16 protein-coding genes are annotated in these 21390 nt (G+C 33.4%); 9 read left to right on the top strand and 7 right to left on the bottom strand.

From position 1 onward, the window contains the following. Positions 1–64: 64 nt before the first annotated feature. The 3 genes from B3J44_RS21325 to B3J44_RS21315 all read right to left on the bottom strand — a co-directional run bounded on the left by B3J44_RS21325 (position 65) and on the right by B3J44_RS21315 (position 2900). A complete protein-coding gene (locus B3J44_RS21325) occupies positions 65–1024 on the bottom strand; it encodes a GSCFA domain-containing protein (protein ID WP_286971300.1) in 960 nt (319 codons plus the stop codon). A 94-nt stretch (positions 1025–1118) separates the two neighbouring features. Continuing rightward, the gene (locus B3J44_RS21320) at positions 1119–1925 is read right to left on the bottom strand and encodes a hypothetical protein (protein WP_286971298.1); all 807 of its coding nucleotides are present in this window, start codon (positions 1923–1925) and stop codon (positions 1119–1121) included. Positions 1926–2255: 330 nt separating this feature from the next. After that, a complete protein-coding gene (locus tag B3J44_RS21315) occupies positions 2256–2900 on the bottom strand; it encodes a hypothetical protein (RefSeq protein WP_286971297.1) in 645 nt (214 codons plus the stop codon). Positions 2901–3307: 407 nt separating this feature from the next. Between B3J44_RS21315 and B3J44_RS21310 the strand changes: the two genes are divergently transcribed. Next, complete coding sequence (locus B3J44_RS21310; protein WP_198857566.1) at positions 3308–5053, top strand: ABC transporter ATP-binding protein; 1746 nt, start codon at positions 3308–3310, stop codon at positions 5051–5053. 338 nt (positions 5054–5391) lie between these two features. Here B3J44_RS21310 and alaS read toward each other — a convergent pair whose 3' ends face one another. Beyond that, on the bottom strand, positions 5392–8022 hold the full coding sequence (gene alaS, locus B3J44_RS21305) for an alanine--tRNA ligase (protein WP_286971294.1): 2631 nt from the start codon (positions 8020–8022) through the stop codon (positions 5392–5394). A 279-nt stretch (positions 8023–8301) separates the two neighbouring features. Between alaS and B3J44_RS21300 the strand changes: the two genes are divergently transcribed. From B3J44_RS21300 to B3J44_RS21265, 8 genes are all read left to right on the top strand, one after another. Beyond that, entirely contained in the window at positions 8302–9279 is a 978-nt protein-coding gene (locus tag B3J44_RS21300) for a M23 family metallopeptidase (RefSeq protein WP_278022635.1), read from the top strand. Between the two features lie 47 nt (positions 9280–9326). Next, the gene (locus tag B3J44_RS21295; RefSeq protein WP_198857569.1) at positions 9327–9659 is read left to right on the top strand and encodes a MerR family transcriptional regulator; all 333 of its coding nucleotides are present in this window, start codon (positions 9327–9329) and stop codon (positions 9657–9659) included. 34 nt (positions 9660–9693) lie between these two features. Continuing rightward, positions 9694–10278: a LemA family protein gene (locus B3J44_RS21290; protein ID WP_198857570.1), complete on the top strand. Its 585-nt coding sequence runs from the start codon at positions 9694–9696 to the stop codon at positions 10276–10278. Positions 10279–10307: 29 nt separating this feature from the next. Then, the gene (locus B3J44_RS21285) at positions 10308–10745 is read left to right on the top strand and encodes a TPM domain-containing protein (RefSeq protein ID WP_198857571.1); all 438 of its coding nucleotides are present in this window, start codon (positions 10308–10310) and stop codon (positions 10743–10745) included. A 3-nt stretch (positions 10746–10748) separates the two neighbouring features. Further along, a complete protein-coding gene (locus B3J44_RS21280; protein WP_286971289.1) occupies positions 10749–11579 on the top strand; it encodes a TPM domain-containing protein in 831 nt (276 codons plus the stop codon). A gap of 93 nt (positions 11580–11672) precedes the next feature. After that, complete coding sequence (locus tag B3J44_RS21275; protein ID WP_012023964.1) at positions 11673–12086, top strand: RrF2 family transcriptional regulator; 414 nt, start codon at positions 11673–11675, stop codon at positions 12084–12086. 250 nt (positions 12087–12336) lie between these two features. Beyond that, positions 12337–14898 carry a TonB-dependent receptor gene (locus B3J44_RS21270; RefSeq protein ID WP_286971286.1) on the top strand — a complete coding sequence of 854 codons (2562 nt, stop codon included), beginning with the start codon at positions 12337–12339 and terminating at the stop codon, positions 14896–14898. Between the two features lie 150 nt (positions 14899–15048). Continuing rightward, positions 15049–15792 carry a DUF2490 domain-containing protein gene (locus B3J44_RS21265; RefSeq protein ID WP_286971285.1) on the top strand — a complete coding sequence of 248 codons (744 nt, stop codon included), beginning with the start codon at positions 15049–15051 and terminating at the stop codon, positions 15790–15792. Between the two features lie 98 nt (positions 15793–15890). On the opposite strand, the gene B3J44_RS21260 is transcribed toward B3J44_RS21265, so the two are convergent. From B3J44_RS21260 to era, 3 genes are all read right to left on the bottom strand, one after another. Continuing rightward, on the bottom strand, positions 15891–18638 hold the full coding sequence (locus B3J44_RS21260) for an outer membrane beta-barrel protein (RefSeq protein ID WP_286971284.1): 2748 nt from the start codon (positions 18636–18638) through the stop codon (positions 15891–15893). Positions 18639–18796: 158 nt separating this feature from the next. After that, positions 18797–20110, bottom strand: coding sequence for a ribosome biogenesis GTPase Der (gene der / locus B3J44_RS21255; protein ID WP_286971283.1), 1314 nt, complete (start codon positions 20108–20110; stop codon positions 18797–18799). A 242-nt stretch (positions 20111–20352) separates the two neighbouring features. After that, on the bottom strand, positions 20353–21234 hold the full coding sequence (gene era / locus B3J44_RS21250) for a GTPase Era (RefSeq protein ID WP_111422569.1): 882 nt from the start codon (positions 21232–21234) through the stop codon (positions 20353–20355). Between the last annotated feature and the right edge of the window lie 156 nt (positions 21235–21390).

Below are 21390 nucleotides of genomic sequence, written 5' to 3'. Positions count from 1 at the left end.
CTTGCCATAAAGGCGGTAAGGCACGAAGTCTTTTTTTTAACTCTGTGAATTTCTTAAAACAAAATTAAAATTTAATGTGCGGTTGTTTTTTTCCTAAAGCTTCAATTTTCTGTTGCAATTTTGCCAGGAATTTTTGATGCTGTTCTGATTCTGGATTAAAACTTCTGTGACGTAGACTTTTCTGGATTTCGTCTACTTCTTTCATTGTAGAAAAACTGTCTTCTGAAATATTGCTTTCGCTAAAAAGCTTCCAAATATAATCTATCGCTATTTGATTGGGATGAAGCATGTCTTCGGCATAAAAACGATAATCGCGAAGTTCGTCTATCATGATTTCGTACGATGGAAAATAATTGTCAATTGTGAAGTGTGAATTGTAAATTTTTAAAAAGCCATGCAATGCTGCAAATAAATGCGATTTGCTTAATTGGTTTTCTACAAAACCGTCTTTGATATGACGAACTGGAGAAATGGTAAATATGAAATTGATATTTGGATTTAAAGATTGAATTGACGCAATTGTATTTTGAATGCTTTTCTGAATTACTTCTGAGGGCAATAATTCTTTTGAGAATTGCTTTTGAGGCACTTTATGGCAATTGGCTACAATTTCATCTTTTTCAAGATTTCTATAAATCCACGAAGTCCCAAAAGTGATGATAATATGCGTAGCTTCTTTAATTTGTTTATGCGTTTCTGTAATTGCTTTATTTAAGGATTCCAGCAATTCTTGACGATCAGAATTACTTAGATCAGAATGCACTTCGTAACTATGCCAACGTTCATTGTGAAAGAAAACATCTTTTTCTCCAAACATTTCTTGTTTAGAAATTCTATCGAATAATTTCTCAATTGAAACTGGATTAAAAATTATTCCAAACGGATTGGTTTCATTTTGAAATTTAAAATAATCGAATTTCTCTGCCATATTTTCTGCAAAACAAGATCCAATAGAAAGCACTTTTGAATTATATTCGATAGGATTTTCACTTTTTGTAATTGGTATTTGGGTTCTAAATTGCATGATTTCTAATTTACACACGAATTTCATCAATTTTAACCAATAAAAAAACCAAATACAAAAGTATTTGGTTTCTAAAATTAAAGTATGGCTTTACTTAGTAAAAATACTCATTTGATTCAGCAGCTGTTGTTCCGTCGCTTTTGTAATTCGTAATTTTTGTCGGAAAATTATTTGCATCATATACAATTTCACTTTTGTATACATTTGCTTCTCCTCCACTTGAGTAAGATGCTGTATACTTAACAATATTGTTCACAGAGCTATAAAGAGAACCTTCACCTTCGCTATGATCTATTAGCAAATTGAATCCTGTAATATTTTTGTATGGATTGTTTTTATTATCATATTCATATTGAGCTGTAAATACACTACCTGTTTCTGACTCTGTTTGAACACTTTTAACTAGATTTCCGTTCGCAAAAGTTAACACCTCAGAATAAACACTTTTTGTTTCTGCTCCTGTAGTACCATTTACGTTATAACGTTCTCTTTTTACTGTTCCATCTGCGTTATGTGTAAATACGATTCTGCTTTTGTATTCACCATTAGGAAATGCTGTCGAAAAGCCTTCTGCATAAGTAGACTCTGTAAGTTTTCCGTTTGTATATTTATAAGTTGTGATGTCACTAATGATATCTTTACCACTTTCAGTATCATAGTTAATTTCTTTTACCACAAGATTACCATCATAAGTATAGTCAGTTCTTCCTGCCTCATCTTTCATGCTTACAATTTTGGTACCATTGTAAGTTGCTACATAAGTAGAATTTTCTGAAGGATATGCTACGCTAGAATATTTAATTGTTTTTGGCAAAATTGCACCTCCATCTTGATTGTCATCACTTGAACAAGATGTTAAAACTAGTGCTAAAGCACCAAATAAGCATAAAATTTTTTTCATTTCGATTTGGTTAAATTGATTATGAGCGCGAACTTACTAAAATTCATAATCAATCCTTTACGGGATTCCACATTCAAAAAAATACAATACAGCAATAAACACATAACACAATGATAACCAATAATATAAAGCCTAAAAATTAACGAGAAAATTTATCAAAAAAGAATGATTATAAATTAATCGTTCTTCTATTGAAAAAACTAAATATCTAAAACATCTGGTTTAGATCAAGTTCTTTTTTATAATTGATAAATTGAGTTTTTTCTAAATAAAAAAAGCCAGAAACATTTGCATCTGGCTTTTTCTTATTTTAATTTTCTAATTCAAATATTAATAAAAATATTCAGAAGTACCTAAACTATCAGATCCTGCATCTACTTCTTTAACTGGATAACCACTTTCGTTATAAGTAAAAGTACTGTTTGTCCATAAATCACCGTCTGATGTATCAGTCAAAATGTTGAATTTAACTCCACTTCCTTCTCCATCAACGAATGCAATTTTATCCATACCTAAAATATTTTTCATCGGGTTGTTCTTATTGTCATAAGTGTATTTATGACTTTCCGAGCTTGATTCACTTATGATCTCACTTACTTCACCATTTACAAATTTAATTGTACTAGTTGACCCTTCACTTGTTTGACTTTCACTATCTCCTGAATATGATTTAACTGTAATCGTTCCATCAGTATTATAAGTATAAACTTCTTTGTGTCCCCAATCCATATTTGGCTCTACTCTAAGAAAAGTTGTCAATTTACCATCAGCATTATAAGAATAAGTATTTACTTGATCTATTGTTCCGTCAGGGTATTTAAACTCTATTTTCGTAATTAAATTCCCTGTGTAAGTATAATACATGTTTGAATCACCCGTATCATCTATAGCACTTACTATTTTATTACCATCATATTTGTAGTTAATGGTGTATGTATCTCCCTCTGTATTTTTAATAACGGTTTTTTTAAGCAATACGCCATCCGAAGAATCTGAAGAAGAATCATCACTTGAACAAGAGGTTAAAACTAGTGCTAAAGCACCAAATAGACATAAAATTTTTTTCATTTTGATTTGGTTAATTTGTTAATTGGCACAAACGTAATACAACAAAAAATTAAATCCTTACGGGTTTCCACATTTAAAAAAATAACACTTTTTCAAACACTTTTCAATAACCTATTAACAAACAAAATAGCCCAATAATTGCCTTATTAAAAAAAAACTAAAGACCAAAAATGCGTATAAATACTCAGGTTTTTTCTTTTATTTTATATCATTCGAAGGACTTTTAAAAAATTACATTTTTAATAACAGAAACTGACTACACAAACTAAAACAATTCCTTATTTTTGCATCTTCCATTTTTTTAAAATTCTTATATGAAATTATTATATACCTACATTATCAAGCATAAAATGCTTTTGTTTTTTGCTTTGATTATGGCTACTATCAACATTTGTTTCAGTTTATCAGATTCAGTAATTACCGGAAAACTTATGCAGGATTGCGGGGTTGGTTTGGCAAAATACAAAGGAAACGAAATCGGATTTATTAAATCATTGGCTTTCTGGCTCGGTCTTTCGCTTGGTGCTGCGATGATTTCTAGAATCACCAAAAACTTTCAGGATTATTTTACCAACGTTGTCATTCAGCGTACTGGTGCTCAAATGTATACTGACGGAATTAAGAAATCTCTTGATCTTCCGTATGCTGAATTTGAAGATCAGCGAAGCGGAGAAACGTTGAGTAAACTGACAAAAGTTAGAATTGATTCTGAAAAACTTATCACACTTTCTATTTCGCTAATCTTTCAAACTATTATAGGTTTCATTTTCGTTATTGTTTATGTTGCCCGAATAGATTTTAGAATCTCTATTATCTTTTTAATTACAGCTCCAATTATTGCTTTGGTTAGTTTGTATTTGGGTAAAAAGATCAAAATTGTTTCGAGAAAGATTGTCAATCAAACCAATGCTCTTGCAGGTTCTACAACTGAAAGTTTACGAAACATTGAGTTAGTAAAAAGTCTTGGTTTAACGTATCAAGAAGAAAAGCGTCTGAACTTAAACACTTTCAAAATCCTTCAATTAGAATTAGAGAAAATTCGTTTCATAAGAAGTTTGAGTTTTATTCAAGGAACAACCGTTCACTTTTTAAGAACTTGCGTTGTTTTTGCTCTTTATTATTTCTTGTTCGGAGGAAAAATCATTGTTGGTGATTTATTGACAATGGTATTTTTTACTTTTTTCATTTTTGGTCCTTTACAAGAATTAGGAAACTTTATTATTGCTTTGAATGAAACAAAAGTTTCTATGGAAAATTTCAGAAACTTACTGAATGCTCCAAAAGAGTTTCGTCCAAAAAGCCCTAAACATATTGGTGCAATTCAAAAACTACTTTTCCAAAATGTTAGTTTTCAGCACAAAACTGCCAAATTTAAAGCGGTTGAAAATATTAATTTCGAAATCAAACAAGGACAAACCGTGGCTTTTGTTGGTCCGTCTGGATCTGGAAAAACAACTTTAGTAAAATTATTAGTCGGATTATATACTCCTGCCGAAGGCCAAGTTTTGTATAACGACATTGATTCTACAGATGTTGATTTATTAGATTTAAGAAAACAGCTTGGTTTTGTTACTCAAGATGCTCAATTATTCTCAGGAACAATTCGAGAAAACTTATTATTTGTTAAACCAAACGCAACCGACGAAGATTTATATGATGCCTTAAAACGCGCAAGCTGCGATAAGCTTTTAAGACGTGCAGAAGATGGTTTAAATACTACAATTGGTGAAGGCGGAATCAAAGTTTCGGGTGGAGAAAAACAGCGTTTATCTATCGCGAGAGCAATTTTAAGAAATCCGAATTTATTGATTTTTGATGAAGCTACTTCTGCTTTAGATTCTATTACCGAAGAAGAAATCAACGATACAATCAGAAATATCTCAGACAAAAATAGAATCACCGTCTTAATTGCTCATAGATTGTCTACTGTAATGCACGCTGATAAGATATTTGTTTTAGAACAAGGGAAAATTATCGAACAAGGGAAACACGAAGATTTGATTGTAGAAAAAGGATTGTATTACGCTATGTGGCGCCAGCAGATTGGAGAGCGAAAATAGTTTTCTAAGCTTCTGAGGTGCTAAGTTGCTAAGGTTCTAAGTTTTTTTTATCCTTATTTGTCATTTCTCCTTCGTCGAAATAACAAATATAAAATACTATAAATAGCAATCTATTACACGCATTATTTGTTATTTCGACGAAGGAGAAATCTCCACAAGCAACTCCGCAACGAAAATCTAATCTTTGTCGAGCTTCTAGTGAAGATTTCTCCTTCGTCGAAATGACAGAAAATGAGAAAAAAATCTTTTTTAATCATTTTAATCTGTGGCAAAAAATAAAACCCGATAAGTTTTAAAACTTATCGGGTTTACTTTTTAAAAACTTAGCCTCTTAGAATCTACTTAACAAAATCCACAGCTTTAGTAAGCGCTTCAGCAATTCCGTCAACATTTTTACCTCCTGCTGTTGCGAAGAAAGGCTGACCGCCACCACCACCTTGGATGTATTTCCCTAATTCGCGAACAACTTGTCCAGCATTTAAGTTTTTCTCTGCTACAATTTCTTTAGAAATATAGCATGTTAACATTGGTTTTCCTTCGTGCGCTGTAGCCAAAACAATAAATAAATTGTTATACGAACCACCTAACTCGTAAGCTAAATCTTTTGCTCCTTCTGGATTTAAATCTACCTGTTTTGCTAAAAATTGAACTCCGTTGATTTCTTGTAATTCTTTAGCTAAATCAGCTTTCATATTTTTAGCTTTATCTTTCAATAGAGCTTCTAATTGTTTTTTCAATTGAGCATTTTCGTCTTGCAATGCCTGAATCGCTTTTACAGGATCTGGAGCATTTTTAAGCACTTCTTTAATTTCTCCAAAAGAAATTGCTTGAGACTCAAAATACTCTTTTGCAGCTTCACTTGTAATTGCTTCAATTCTTCTAATTCCTGCTGCAACAGCTCCTTCAGAAATAATTTTAAAATGCCAGATGTCAGATGTGTTAGCAACGTGCGTTCCTCCACATAATTCAACAGAATCTCCGAATTTAATTGTACGAACTAAATCTCCATATTTTTCTCCAAATAATGCAATTGCACCATCTTCAAGGGCTTGATCTTTTGGAATCGCTCTTTTTTCGATTAATGGCAAACTCTCACGAATTCTTGCATTTACAAAGTTTTCAACTTCTAATAATTCTTCATCTGTAACTTTAGCAAAATGAGAAAAATCAAAACGTAATGAAGCATTTCTTACCATCGAACCTTTTTGCTCTATATGAGTTCCTAAAATCTTACGTAAACCTTGGTGTAACAAGTGTGTAGCCGAGTGATTTGAAGAAGTTTTAGCTCTTTGAATTGCATCAACAACAGCATTAAAAGTTCCTGTAAGGTTCTCTGGCAATGATTTCGCCAAATGTACCGTTTGGTTGTTTTCTTTTTTAGTGTCAATGATATAAATAATATCTCCGTTTTGCGCTTCTAAATATCCTTTATCTCCAGTTTGTCCTCCGCTTTCTCCGTAAAATGGAGTTGCATTAAAAACCAATTGGAAAATTTCTCCATCTTTTGCACTCTCAACTCTACGATATTTTGTAATCTTAACTTGTTGCGCTAATCTATCATAACCAACAAATTCCTGAACATCATCTTCAATAATTACATGCCAATCTCCAGCTGTTACTTTAGAAGCTGCACGAGATCTTTCTTTCTGTAATTGCAATTGCTCTTTAAATCCTTCCTCGTCCAATTTCAATCCTTTTTCTGAAAGAATCAAAGCCGTTAAATCGATTGGGAAACCATATGTATCATACAATTCGAAAGCTTTTTTACCATCGATTGTATCGCCAGTATTATTTAAAATTACAGCATCTAAAAGAATCAATCCTTGATCTAATGTTTTTAGGAAAGAGTTTTCTTCTTCACGAATTACATTCGAACAAAGTGCTTTTTGCGTTCTGATTTCTGGGAAAGAATCTCCCATTTGCTCGCTTAAAGTCTCAACCAATTTATAAATAAATGGCTCTTTAGTACCTAAGAAAGTAAATCCGTAACGAATAGCACGACGTAAAATTCTACGAATAACATAACCCGCACCAGTGTTAGAAGGCAATTGTCCGTCAGCAATAGCAAAAGCTACCGCGCGAACGTGATCTGCTACTACGCGAATGGCAATATTAATTTTTTCTTCGGCTTCATTTGAAGCTTTAACCGTATATTTTGCTCCAGTAATCGTTTCGATTTCTCTAATCAAAGGCATAAAAACATCAGTATCATAGTTTGATGTTTTTCCTTGTAAAGCCATACACAAACGCTCAAATCCCATTCCGGTATCTACGTGTTGTGCCGGAAGTTTTTCTAACGAACCATCTGCTTTACGGTTGAATTCCATGAATACATTATTCCAGATTTCAACAACTTGCGGGTGATCATTGTTAACTAAACTTTTTCCAGAAACCAAAGCCTTTTCTTCTGCAGAACGTAAATCAACATGAATTTCAGAACAAGGTCCGCATGGTCCTTGATCACCCATTTCCCAGAAATTGTCTTTTTTATTTCCTAAAATAATTCGATCTTCATCAATTAAAGTTTTCCAGATATCCCAAGCTTCTTGGTCAAAAGGAACATTATCTTCTTTACTTCCTTCAAAAACAGAAACGTAAAGATTTTCTTTTGGAATCTTATAAACCTCTGTCAATAATTCCCAAGCCCAGTTGATCGCTTCTTTTTTGAAGTAATCACCAAAAGACCAGTTTCCTAACATTTCAAACATTGTGTGATGGTAAGTATCGATACCAACCTCCTCAAGGTCGTTATGTTTTCCTGAAACACGAAGACATTTTTGTGTATCGGCTATTCTTGGACTTTTTGGAGTTCCGTTCCCTAAGAAAAATTCTTTAAACTGGGCCATTCCCGAGTTATTGAACATTAAGGTTGGGTCGTCTTTAAGAACAATAGGAGCTGATGGAACAATAGTATGTCCTTTACTCTCAAAAAAATCTAAAAATTGTTTACGTACGTCTTGTGATTTCATATTTTAATTAGAAAATGTGTCTGTTTAATGTGTCAATTTGATAACGTGCTGATTACGTTTTATTTTCAATCAATAATGCGTTAATTTTTAAAATCGAAAACTAAAAACTTATGTTTTACAACAATAAAATTGCTAATTTGCGCATTATATAATTTAAGTAATTCTCCCCAAATTATCAAATTATTTTGTTCTTGTAAAAAAGCCCAAACAACTGAAACATTTTGTCAAATTGTTCGTCTAAGTTATTTTACAAGCTGCAAAAATAGCGTATTTTAAAATATGGCGAAAGTAAAATATTATTACGACTCAGAAAATCTGGCTTATACGAAAATAAAAACCAGAAAAAGAATAAAAATTGGTTACGCATTACTGTTTTTATTGGCATCAGCACTATTTGGATTTTTAGTTTTTGTACTTCTAATTAATACTCCTTATTTTGAAACCCCAAAAGATCGTTTACAAGCCCGCGAAATCGAAAATTTAAAACTGCAATATGCTATTTTGAATAAAAAATTGGATGAAATAGATGAAGCCGCAGATGCATTAGAAGAACGTGACAATAATATTTACCGCGTCTATTTTAATAAAGCTGAAATTCCAGATTCTATAAGAAAAGCTGGTTTTAAAAATTCTGACCGATATAAAATTCTTGAAGGATATAATAATTCGCAATTGGTTTTAAATACCACCAAAAGAATTGATAAACTTTCAAAGCAATTAGCAATTCAGTCCAAATCTCTAGATGAAATTTTAAAATTAGCTGGAGCAAAAGAAAATTTATTATTAGCAATTCCTGCCATTCAGCCAGTACGAAATGAAAATTTAAAACGTGTCGCGTCAGGTTTTGGATACCGTATTGACCCTTTCACGAAAGTCAGAAAAATGCATAACGGAATGGATTTCACGGCCAATACAGGCGCTCCAATATACGCAACAGGAGACGGAGTCGTTGACAGAGCTGACAATACTGCTTCTGGATACGGAAATCATATTGTGATCAGGCATGGTTTTGGATATGAAAGTTTGTATGCGCATTTAAGCAAATACAACTGTCATCCTGGACAGCGAGTAAAACGCGGCGATGTTATTGGTTACGTTGGAAGCACAGGAAGATCTGAAGGGCCGCATTGTCATTATGAAGTACATAAAGACGGAAAAGTAGTTAATCCGTTGAATTTTTATTACGGAAATATTTCAGCTGTAGAATATGTGGCAATTTCACAAATGGCAAACCAAGAAAACCAATCATTAGATTAATAGTACAAAAAATACTATTTTTGATGTAAAATAGAAAAAAACAAACCATGCATATTGAACTTTCTAAAGACAAAAGATATTACAGTATTGGCGAAGTAGCCAAAGCTTTTAATGTCAATGCTTCTTTGATACGATTTTGGGACAGCGAATTTGACATTCTAAAACCTAAAAAAAATGCCAAAGGAAACAGAATGTTCACACCAGAAGATATTACCAACCTTCAATTGATTTATCACTTAGTAAAAGAAAGAGGATTTACTTTAGAAGGTGCCAAAACACACTTAAAAGAAGGTCAGAAGAAAACGTTAGATAAATTCGAAATAATACGTAAATTAGAATTGATAAAAACGCAACTAAACGACATCAAAAACGAATTGTAATTAAAAATTGAAATAAACTTAAATCAAAACAAATATGAAAAAGTGGTTGATCCCTGTTGGAATTATTGTAGCTTTTATTGCTATTATCGCATTTTGGTCGATTGGAATTAAAAATACTGCTTTACAAAAAAGTCAAGCTGTTAACAAAGAGTGGGGAAATGTTCAAACCGCTTACCAAAGACGTAATGATCTTATCGGAAATTTAGTAAACACTGTTAAAGGTGCTGCTGACTTTGAAAAAGGAACTTTAACTGCTGTAATCGAAGCTCGTGCAAAAGCTACATCTGTAACAATTGATCCAAGCAACGTAACTCCAGAACAATTGGCACAATTTAACCAAGCGCAAAGCGGTGTATCTTCTTCTTTATCTAGATTATTAGTTTCTGTTGAGCAATATCCAACATTAAAAGCAAACGAAAACTTCTTAAAATTACAAGACGAATTGGCTAGCACTGAAAATCAGATTTTAACAGCTAGAACCCGTTTCAATGAATCTGTACAAGATTACAACGGATATGTTTTAAAGATTCCAAACAACTGGTTCTTGAGCGAATACAAGGAGAAACCATACTTTGAAGCTTCTACTGGAGCAGATAAACCTGTTGAAGTAAAATTCTAAAAAAAAAATTAAACTCTAAAATCATTTTTATGTCAAAAGTAGAAGATTTTTTAACCAAAGAAGAAGAGCAGGAAATTGTTGAAGCTATTCGTATGGCCGAAAATAATACTTCTGGCGAAATTAGAGTTCATATAGAAAAAACAACTTCTAAAGCTCATTACGATAGAGCTTTAGAAGTTTTTCATCAATTAAGAATGAATGAAACTAAATTGCAGAATGGTGTTCTACTCTATTTTGCAGTTGAAGATAAAAACTTTGTTATCTGTGGAGATAAAGGAATTAACGATGTGGTCGCAAATGATTTTTGGGATTGTACCAAAGATGTTATGACTAATCATTTTAAATCTGGCAATTTTAAACAAGGAATTGTTGATGGCATTTTGAATGCTGGAGAACAGCTTAAAAAATATTTCCCTTCTCAGGAAGACGATACAAACGAATTATCTAACGAAATCTCAAAAGGATAAATAATGAAAAATTCCCAAATTAAAATCTCAAATTCTAATAGAATTTTTCAGATTACTCTTTTGTTTATCACATTATTTATGAGCAATGCTATTTTTGCTCAATTTGATATTCCCAAAAAACCTGATTTCCAAACTTCTGTTTACGATTATGCAAATGTTTTAAGCGCTTCTGAAAAAACACAATTAGAGGAAAAATTAGTTCGTTACTCCGATTCTACCTCTACTCAAATTGTTGTTATTACTATCGAAAGCCTAAAAGGTGAAGATATTGGCATTCTTACTCCTAAATGGGCTCAAGAATGGGGAATCGGCCAAGCTAAAGAAGATAATGGGGTTTTAATTTTATTGGCTAAAGCCGAAAGAAGAATCTGGATTTCTCCTGGTTATGGACTTGAAGACCGATTAACTGCAGGTATAGGCGGAGAAATCACAAGAAATATTATCATTCCCGAATTTAAAAAAGGAAGTTATTACAACGGTCTTGACAAAGGAGCCGATGCGCTTTTTGATGTTTTTAAAGGAAAATACAAAGGCGAACGCAAACAGAACAAAGGACAAGACTTTCCTTTTCTGCCTTTTATCGTAATTGTTGTTATTGTTTTAATTCTGCTTTCTCGAAATAAAAGAGGTGGTGGCGGAAATTCAGGCAACAACGGTGGCGGTGGCCCTAGTTTACTTGATGCTATTATTCTAAGTAATCTTGGAAGAAGCGGAGGTGGATTTGGAGGATTCGGAGGCGGATCATCTGGCGGCGGTTTTGGCGGAGGCGGTGGCTTCGGCGGAGGCTTTGGAGGCGGAGGATTCTCTGGAGGTGGTTCTGGAGGAAGCTGGTAATTTATTCTGGTTCTAATTTTCATTGTTTGAGGTTTCAGATTTAGGTTTCAATCTTAAAAAATCATACATTTACATTTTACAATTAATTAATAGATGTTATCACATAAAGCAAAATACGCCCTTAAGGCCTTACTTTATTTAGCAGAACAAGACGAAAATCACATTTCTAGAACTGTAGAAATTGCTGATGGCGCTAACATTCCTAAAAAGTTCCTAGAACAGATTTTGTTGGATCTAAAACGCGGTCGTTTTGTAAGCAGTAAGCAAGGAAAATTTGGCGGATATTATCTGATAAAATCTAAAAACGACATTACTTTGGCAGAAATTCACCGATTATTTGACGGTGCAATTGCACTTTTGCCATGCGCTTCTTTAAATTTTTACGAACCTTGTTCTGATTGTAAAACCGAGTCTGAATGCAGTCTGCGTCACGGTCTAATGCTTATTAGAGACAAAACTTTGAAGGCTATGGAAGGCATCACAATCGCTTCTCTTGTAAAAAAATAAAAAAATATTTTCTAAAGTCTAGTAAATCGATAGAATTAATTATATATATTTGCCAAAAATAATTAACTAATCATTTACAAAATTTTAACTCATGAAAGTACATTCTAGTAAATCAGGTGGACAAAATCTTTTGCAAAAAAACTATAATTATAAATTCACGACTGTGAATACTGCTTCATTTATGATGTGTATGTGTTGGTAAAAAAAATTTAATTTTAAATTCTACTAATCACATATACTTAATATAAAAATGAAAACATCTATAAAAAATATACTTACAATACTTGCAGTTTTAACGTTCTCAATCTCATTCGCACAAAAAATAGACGGGGTTGTAACAACAGATCAAAATATTCCTTTAGAAGCAGCGAACGTGGTTATTAAAGGAACAACTTTTAGTGCAATTACAGACTCTGAAGGAAGATTTTCGATAGAATCACAAGGAAAATTACCGTTTACCCTTTTGGTTCAATACATTGGCTACAATACTGCCGAAATTGAAATCACGGCTATTCCAGCTTCACCTCTATTGGTTACTTTACGTGAAGAAAACAAACTTGTAGAAGTTGTAGTTTCTTCAAGAAGAAGAATAGAAAAAGTACAAGATGTGCCAATTGCTGTTTCGGTAGTTACAGGAAAACAAGCAGAAGCAGCTGGAGCATTTAACGTAAACCGTATTAAAGAATTGGTTCCTTCTGTTCAGTTGTATTCTTCTAACCCAAGAAATACAGGAATCAATATTAGAAGCTTAGGTTCTCCTTTCGGATTAACAAATGACGGTATCGATCCTGGAGTTGGTTTTTATGTTGATGGTGTTTATTATGCACGTCCAGCAGCGACTACTTTAGATTTTATTGATGTAGAACAAATCGAGGTTTTACGTGGTCCGCAAGGTTCTTTATTTGGAAAAAACACAACTTCTGGAGCTTTTAACATTACTTCTCGTAAACCAAGTTTTACTCCTGGTGCCGATTTTGAACTTAGCTACGGAAATTATGCCTTTTTACAAGCTAAAGCTTCTGTTACAGGAGCATTAGGAAAAAAAGTGGCTGGTCGTTTATCTTTTTCTGGAACACAACGAGATGGTTTAATCGATAACATTGCTACAGGAAGACCTACAAATACTTTAAACAATCAAGGTTTTAGAGGACAATTATTATGGACTCCTACTGAAAATACAAACGTTACTTTTGCAGGTGACCTTACCACACAGCGTCCTGACGGATATGCGCAGATTGTTGCTGGTGTTGCCCCTACTAAAAGGGCTGCATACCGTCAGTTTGATGCTATTATCGCCGATTTAAACTATCAATTGCCAAGTTTAAATGCTTTTGATCGTAAAATTGATCATGATACTCCTTGGCGTTCTGGACAAGATTTAGGAGGAGTTTCATTAAATGTCGATACAAAAATTGGAGGTGGGACACTTACTTCTACAACAGCATGGCGTTTCTGGAATTGGGATCCATCAAATGATAGAGATTTTACAGGATTACAGGTTTTAGCTAAATCTCAAAACCCAACAAGACAAACACAAATTACACAAGAGGTTCGTTATGCTGGACAAATAACTTCAAAAATAAGCGGTGTTGGTGGAGTATTCTTTATTGATCAAACTTCTCAGACAGATGGTACAGAAGAATCTGGAAATGCACAATGGAGATTCTCACAAAGCTCAACTAGCCCACTATGGAAAACACCAGGTCTTTTTGAAGGCTACGGCATCCATACTGACGCAAGAATTAGAGCTTCGAGTGCAGCAATATTTGGTCAGCTTGATTGGTCAGTTACAGAAAAATTCCACATTTTACCAGGTTTGAGATATAATTTTGACAAAAAAGACGCGAGTTATTCTCGTAAAACTTACGGAGGTCTTCAAACAACAGATCCTGCCTTATTAGCTTTGAAAAAATCAGTTTACTCAGATCAAGCATTTGATTCAGATACAGATAACACAGATTTTTCTGGTAACTTAACGCTTACTTACAAAGCATCAGACAAAATCAATGCTTATGCAACATTTGCTAAAAGTTACAAACCAGTTGGAGTTAACGTAGCTGGGCTTCCAACAAACTCAGCAGGACAGCCAATGACTGAACTTGCTGTAGTTAAACCAGAAAAAGTATATCATTACGAAGTTGGAGTAAAAACATCTCCGTTTAAGAATTCTATTTTAAATTTAACGTTATTTAATACTGACATCAAAGATTTCCAAACTAACGTTCAGGCAGCTGAATTAGGTGTAAACCGTGGTTATCTTGCAAATGCTGATAAAGTACGTGTAAGAGGTGCCGAATTGGATGCGAGCTTTGTTATCAATTCACACATAACGATAAATGGTGCTGCTACTTATACAGATGGTAAATATGTGAAATTTACAAATGCACCGCTTCCGTTAGAAGAAACAGGACTTACGGTTGATGGAGTTCAGGTAGCTTATAAAGATGTTTCTGGAACTGATTTACCAGGTGCTTCAAGATGGGCTGGTTCTCTTGGAGGTGAGCTTTCTGATCATGCAAAATTCTTTGGTAATGCTGGAAAAATTTTCTTCGCTGCTGATAGTTATGCTCGTTCTGAATTTTCTTCAAGCCCTTCGGCTTCAAAATATTTAGTAGTTCAAGGTTATGCAATCTTTAATGCTCGTTTAGGTTTCCGTGCTTCGCAAGGTTTATCTATTCAAATTTGGGGAAGAAACCTTTTCAATAAAGATTACTATGAGCAATTATTGCCTGCAAGTGGTAACACAGGACAATATGCTGGAGTTCTTGGTGATCAAAGAACTTACGGAGTTACTTTTAAGTATTCACTGTAAGCGGTCAGGTTAGTTAGTTTTAGTATTAAAAACGAGATGCATTTTAGAATGTGTCTCGTTTTTATTTTCACAAAAAAATACATAAAACAGATTTTAAAATAATTAGGAATGAGATCATTTGCATAAATTCGCAGCCTGAATTTATCGCAATTGAAAGGATCTTTTAAACTATTTTTCACTTTACTCTTTATTAGCCAACTAATTACAGGGCAAAATCAAAGAAATATCGACCAGCAAACTCTAACCTGGATTCGTTATTATAATATTTTTCCCTTGTCTGAAAAGTGGGCGCTACATTCTGAGTTTGATAATAGAAGCTTTGTAAATCCTGTTCATGAAAACCTTTTTGTCATTAGATCTCAAGCTAGATATCGGGCCAATAAAATGATTGAAGTTGGAGCTGGATTTGCTTTTTTCAATGTAAATACCCAAAATCCGTATGTTGATCCTGATTATTCTGTTCCTGAATATAGAGTACAACAAGACGTAACTCTAATTAATGATCTTGCTAAAATCACTTTTCACAACCGTTTTCAGTTAGAAGAACGTTTCATTCAAAAAGCAGATAAAACAGGATTACTAGACGAATTTTCATATGCTTTTCGATTTAGATATCGTTTACAATCCATGTTTACCCTTTGGGAAAAAGAAGGCAGAAGCATAAAAGGAACTATTTCAGACGAAGTTCTTTTTAATTTCGGAAAAGACAATCGCAAAAATACTTTCGATCAAAACCGTTTCTATGTTGCTTTGCGTTATCACTTCAATCCAAATCTTGGTGTGGAATTGGGTTATTTAAAGAACTTTCAAAGACGCGCAAGTGGCGTAGATTTCTATGATCGTGATATTTTCAGACTTACGGTTTATCATCGAATTAATCGAAAAAAGTTATGAATTATGAATTATACAAAAAATGCCTGTCAAATTAAATTTGACAGGCATTTTTTGTAACCTTTAAACTTTTGTAACTCTGAGCCTTTGCCCCTCAAGAATTACGCTCCTCTCTGCTTTCTTCCTTTTTTGCTTTCTGCAAAATTCCCGATTTTATAGGCAAGAGAAAACATTACATATCTTTTTAAAACCGTATTTTCTTCATCGCGAATAGACGTTGGCGAAATGGTTCTTGTTGCGCTTTGATTTTGGTTTAAAACGTCGTAAACTTTCACTTTTGCATATAATTTTTTATCCAAAAATCCGTAAGACAAACTGGTGTTCCATAAAAAGAAATCCTTTTTAAAATCGTCTGAAATATTTGAATTATACGTATATCCAAAATCATTTCCGAAAATTAAATTTGCTGGCCAGTAAGAAGTTGTTTGCATATTAATTCGATGAATTACGTTTGAAGTCGCATCTCTCGAATAATTTTCATATCTCGTTTCATTATACGATAAGCTGTAAGACGGCGAAATTGAAAGCACTTCTCCATAATCGTAAGAAGCATAAACGCTAGGTGTAATTACAACCGATTTTGCATTGTACATAACTGCATTTGTAAATCCTTTATCAAAATTATAATTACCGCTTAAACGCAAACCGTATCTAATGATGTGTGCATCTTTTTTAATCTGCTGATTCCAGTTTCCTCCAACCGAAGCCGAATAAGTTCCTGAAATATTTACATAAGTTGTATTTCTTTTTCCGCTGTCATCATAAATAGAAGTCGAAACTATATCATTATTATAGTAATCTCCTTTAAGAAATAAGCTATAGCCAGAACGCGTTCTAAAATCAAAATTTTTAAAATCGATACCAGCAGTATTTTTCTCAATCGGATTTAAATTTGGATTACCAATTACACTATTTAACGGATTATTTAAATCTGCAACCGGCATTAATTGTGTTGCCGATGGAAGCGCATTAGAATAATCATACTTAAATGTTAAGTTTTTAGAACGATTAAATTTATATCGAAACTGTGCTGTTCCATACGGAAGCATATATCTTTTATTCAAATCAGTCGCTTGATTTAAATAGAATGAATGATTATCAAACTCAACAATTGATGTTCTAGAATTTACATTAAGTGTAAATTTTCTTTTCTGCCAACTAATACCCACTTTTGGCGTAATCGAATTTTGTTTTGATGTTGTATAATTCGTTAGCGATGAGTTTAAATCTGAATATTCTTGTGACGCATCATCAAAATTATATGTTTTCTGATCGTTCATTGAACTCTGCCAGTCAAAATCGGTTCCAAAACGCAATCGAAGCGAATCTGTGATTGGTTCTGTATATTCTAAATCAAACGAGTACGCATCACTTTTTGAAGTATTTTTTGCATTCTGATTTCTTTCATCATTTGGTTTTGCATCTTGATAAAAAATGGTTTCAGAAATATTAATTCCGTTCGAATCATTTTTAGTGTTGCTATTGCTAAAAACCACACTTAAATTTCTAGATTCCTTTTTAAAAGTTTTATTGAAATTAATGCTATTCGCAAAACTCGTATTCGAACTTTCTGTATGAGATGTTGCCGTACTTTCGTTCAACGCCTCTCCATTTTGGTTTTCTGAAGAAGTAGAAGAACTAGAATTGCTGTTTGATTGAGATACATTGAGTTTAGGTGCAACAACAATCTGCATAGTAGGATTAATTTTGTATTCTAACTCAAAATTAGCCTTGTTTCCAGTATTTTCATTTCTTGTTTTAGAATCTGCTTCAGTTAAAATATTTCCAGTAGGCAATAAACTAATCTGATTGGATTTGCTATCGTTTTTAGTCACCGCATTTGTAAAGTTATAACTGCTCATAAATTCCAAATCTTTTGACCAATCGTCAGAATAATTAATTCCAGCCAAAGTCGACTGCGTAATTCCTTTTCCTCCACTGCTTGCGCCCTGACCTCCTTTTGCATTTCTTCCGCCTCCCATATTATCAAAAACTTCATCCATAGAAAATCCGGTCGAATTGATATTATTTGAAGAGGCTAAAACGCTGATTTTTTGTTTGTTTTTAAAGAAGTTCATCATCAAACTGCTTTCGTAGCGTTCATCTGAGCCGTATCCGCCAAGTACTTTACCAAAATATCCCTTGTTTTTCTTTTCGTCAATGGTAATATTTATACTCGAATAATCTGAAGTCGATTCTTGTTTGGCCAATTCTTCTTTTTTGGTTTTAAAATCAGAAACTTGAACTTTTTTAATAATATCAGCAGGAAGGTTTTTAATGGCAATAGCTCCATCTTTATCAAAAAATGCTTTTCCGTTGACTAAAACCTGATTGACTTCTCGCCCATTTACCGTAATTTTTCCAGTATTATCTACGTCAAATCCGGGCAATTGTTTCAGTAAGGTCTCCACATTTGCATCTGGGCGCACTTTATAAGAACCCGCATTAAATTCTAAAGTATCTTTTTTAATGGTTATTGGCGGGGCTTCGCTTTTAATTATTACTTCATTTAAAACATTTGCATTTTCAAGCATGTACAATTTACCAAAGTCTTTACTTTCTGTAAGTCCTTTTTGTTCTTCAAAATACGCTTGGTATCCAGTATAATTTACCTTTAAAAAAACCGGTTTATCATACTTCTTCGTATTGATAATAAAATTTCCGTTTTTATCTGTTGTAGCATATTCTATGATAGTAGAATCTTTTACAGTTGTAAAATAAACGGTGGCGAGTTCAAGCGGAAGCTGCGAGTTAATATCAACTACAGTTCCTTTGATAACAATATTGTTTTGGGCATTTGCCGAATAAACAAAAGCTAAAAACAATAGAAATGAATAAATCTTGGTCATAAAATTGGGTTAGTTAGATCTGTAAGACTTACAAAAACGCAAAAGGTTTAATTGTGTTTTTTACATTTATTCAAATATAATGCCAATAAAAAATTGATCTTTTAAGTAAATAGAAATAAATCATAAAAAAATCCCCTATTTTCAAGGGGACTCTTTTTTTATTTTTCTCTTATGTAAATATCGATCGGAACTCCTGCGAAATCCCATTTTTCACGAATTTTGTTTTCAAGATATCGCTTATAAGGCTCTTTAACGTACTGTGGCAAGTTAGCAAAAAACACAAATTGCGGTGTTTGAGTTGGCAATTGCATGCAATATTTAATTTTCACATATTTACCTTTTGTTGCTGGCGGCGGATATGCTTCAATTACTTTCAACATATATTCGTTGAATTTTGAAGTTGGAATTCTTTGTTTTCTATTTTCGAAAACTTGAACCGTAGCTTCCAATGCTTTTAATAAACGCTGTTTTGTTAAAGCAGAAACGAATAAAATTGGCACATCTGTAAAAGGCATCAATTCTTTTTTGATTTTCTCCTCGTAGTCACGAGTCGACATCGTATCTTTTTCTACCAAGTCCCACTTGTTTACTAAAATTACAACACCTTTACGGTTTTTCTCAGCCAACCAAAAAATACTTTGATCTTGACCTTCAAATCCGCGGGTTGCATCGATAACCAAGATACAAATATCTGCATGCTCGATCGCACGTACCGAACGCATTACAGAATAAAACTCTAAATCTTCTTTTACTTTTGCTTTACGACGAATTCCTGCAGTATCAACCAAGTTAAATTCGAAACCAAAACGGTCAAATTTAGTATCAATTGCATCACGAGTTGTTCCAGCAATATCTGTAACAATATAACGATCTTTACCAATTAAGGCATTGATAAAACTAGATTTTCCAGCATTCGGACGTCCTACAACTGCAAAACGAGGCAATTCTACTTCTGGCGTAACTGGCTCCGGTTTTTCTGGAAAAGCTTCAATTAAAGCATCTAATAAATCTCCAGTTCCGCTTCCTGAAATACTTGCGAAAGTAAAATACTCGCCTAAACCAAGATTGTAAAACTCAACAGCGTCTTTTTCGCGCATTGCGTTATCAACCTTATTTACAGCCAATAAAACTGGTTTTGTTACTTTACGAAGTAATTTTGCAACAGTTTCATCCATTGGCGTAATTCCTTCTTCAACATCAACCACAAAGATAATAACATCGGCTTCGTCGATAGCAAGTTCTACCTGTTTACGAATTTCTCCTTCGAAAACGTCATCAGACCCTCGAACATATCCACCTGTATCAATGACAGAAAACTCTTTTCCGTTCCACTCGCTTTTACCATAGTTTCTATCACGGGTAACCCCAGATACTGAATCTACAATAGCTTCTCTTCTTTGTATCAGCCTATTAAACAGGGTCGATTTCCCTACGTTAGGTCTTCCTACTATCGCAACAATGTTATTATTCATTTTTTTTGAATTTTAGGCTTTAGACTTAGATTTCAGTTTTTTAGCTTCATAAAAAACCAATCACTAAAAACCGTAAATGCCTTATTTAAATTTTTTGCAAAGGTAGTTAAAAAAAGTTGCTGAGACGCTAAGTTTCTAAGTACCTAAGATTTTATTATTTTTTGTTTCAAGTTTCAGGTTTCAAGTGCCAAATTTTATACCTGACATTTAACTTGAAACCTGAAACTTGAAACAATTATAAACTATTGATTATATCCGAAACGTTTCAGCATATTGGCATTGCTTCTCCAGTTTTTGTTCACTTTTACATAAAGCTCAATGTGGATTTGTTTTCCGAAGAATTTCTCTAAATCAGCACGTGCATCTGTTCCTACTTTTTTCAAAGCTGCACCTTTATGTCCTATGATGATTCCTTTTTGCGTATCGCGTTCTACCATAATTACCGAACGGATTCTGATAATATTGTCGGTTTCATGAAATTCTTCTGTTACGATTTCTACTGCGTATGGAATTTCTTTAGCGTAATTCAATAAAATTTTCTCACGGATTGTTTCGTTAACAAAGAAACGTTCTGGCTTATCTGTTAATTGGTCTTTTGGATAATAAGGTGGTGATTCTGGCAATAATTCAATAATTCTTCCGAAAACTTCCGGAACGTTGAAATTCTGCAAAGCCGAAATCGGGAAAATTTCTGCATTTGGCACTTTCTCTTTCCAGAAAGTAACTTGCTGCTCTAATTGCTCTTGGTTTGAATTATCAATTTTATTTAAAAGTAATAAAACCGGAATCTTAGCATGAATGATTTTCTTGAAGAAGTCTTCATCTTTAAGATCTTGCTCGCCTATTTCGACCATGTAGATTAAAATGTCAGCATCTTCAAAAGCCGATTTTACGAAGTTCATCATCGATTCCTGCATTTCGTATGCAGGTTTAATAATTCCAGGAGTATCAGACAAAACTAACTGAAAGTCTTCTCCGTTTACAATTCCTAAAATTCTATGACGTGTAGTTTGTGCTTTTGATGTAATGATCGACAATCGTTCTCCAACGAAAGCGTTCATCAATGTTGATTTTCCAACATTTGGATTTCCGATAATATTTACGAAACCTGCTTTATGTGACATTTTTTGCTTTATTTATTTTGCAAAGGTAGTCATATCAACTCAATACAGAAAATAAAACATTTTTTAAAGTTTTCGTTGGATTTCTCAAAAAACGCCGTATCTTTGCACCCGAAACATCGCGGGATAGAGCAGTAGGCAGCTCGTCGGGCTCATAAC

The sequence above is a fragment of the Flavobacterium sp. UBA4854 genome (assembly GCF_002399805.1).
Lineage (GTDB): Bacteria > Bacteroidota > Bacteroidia > Flavobacteriales > Flavobacteriaceae > Flavobacterium > Flavobacterium ginsengisoli.
The sequence above is the reverse complement of the archived record's forward strand: the minus strand, read 5'-3'. Positions and strand labels throughout refer to the sequence as shown.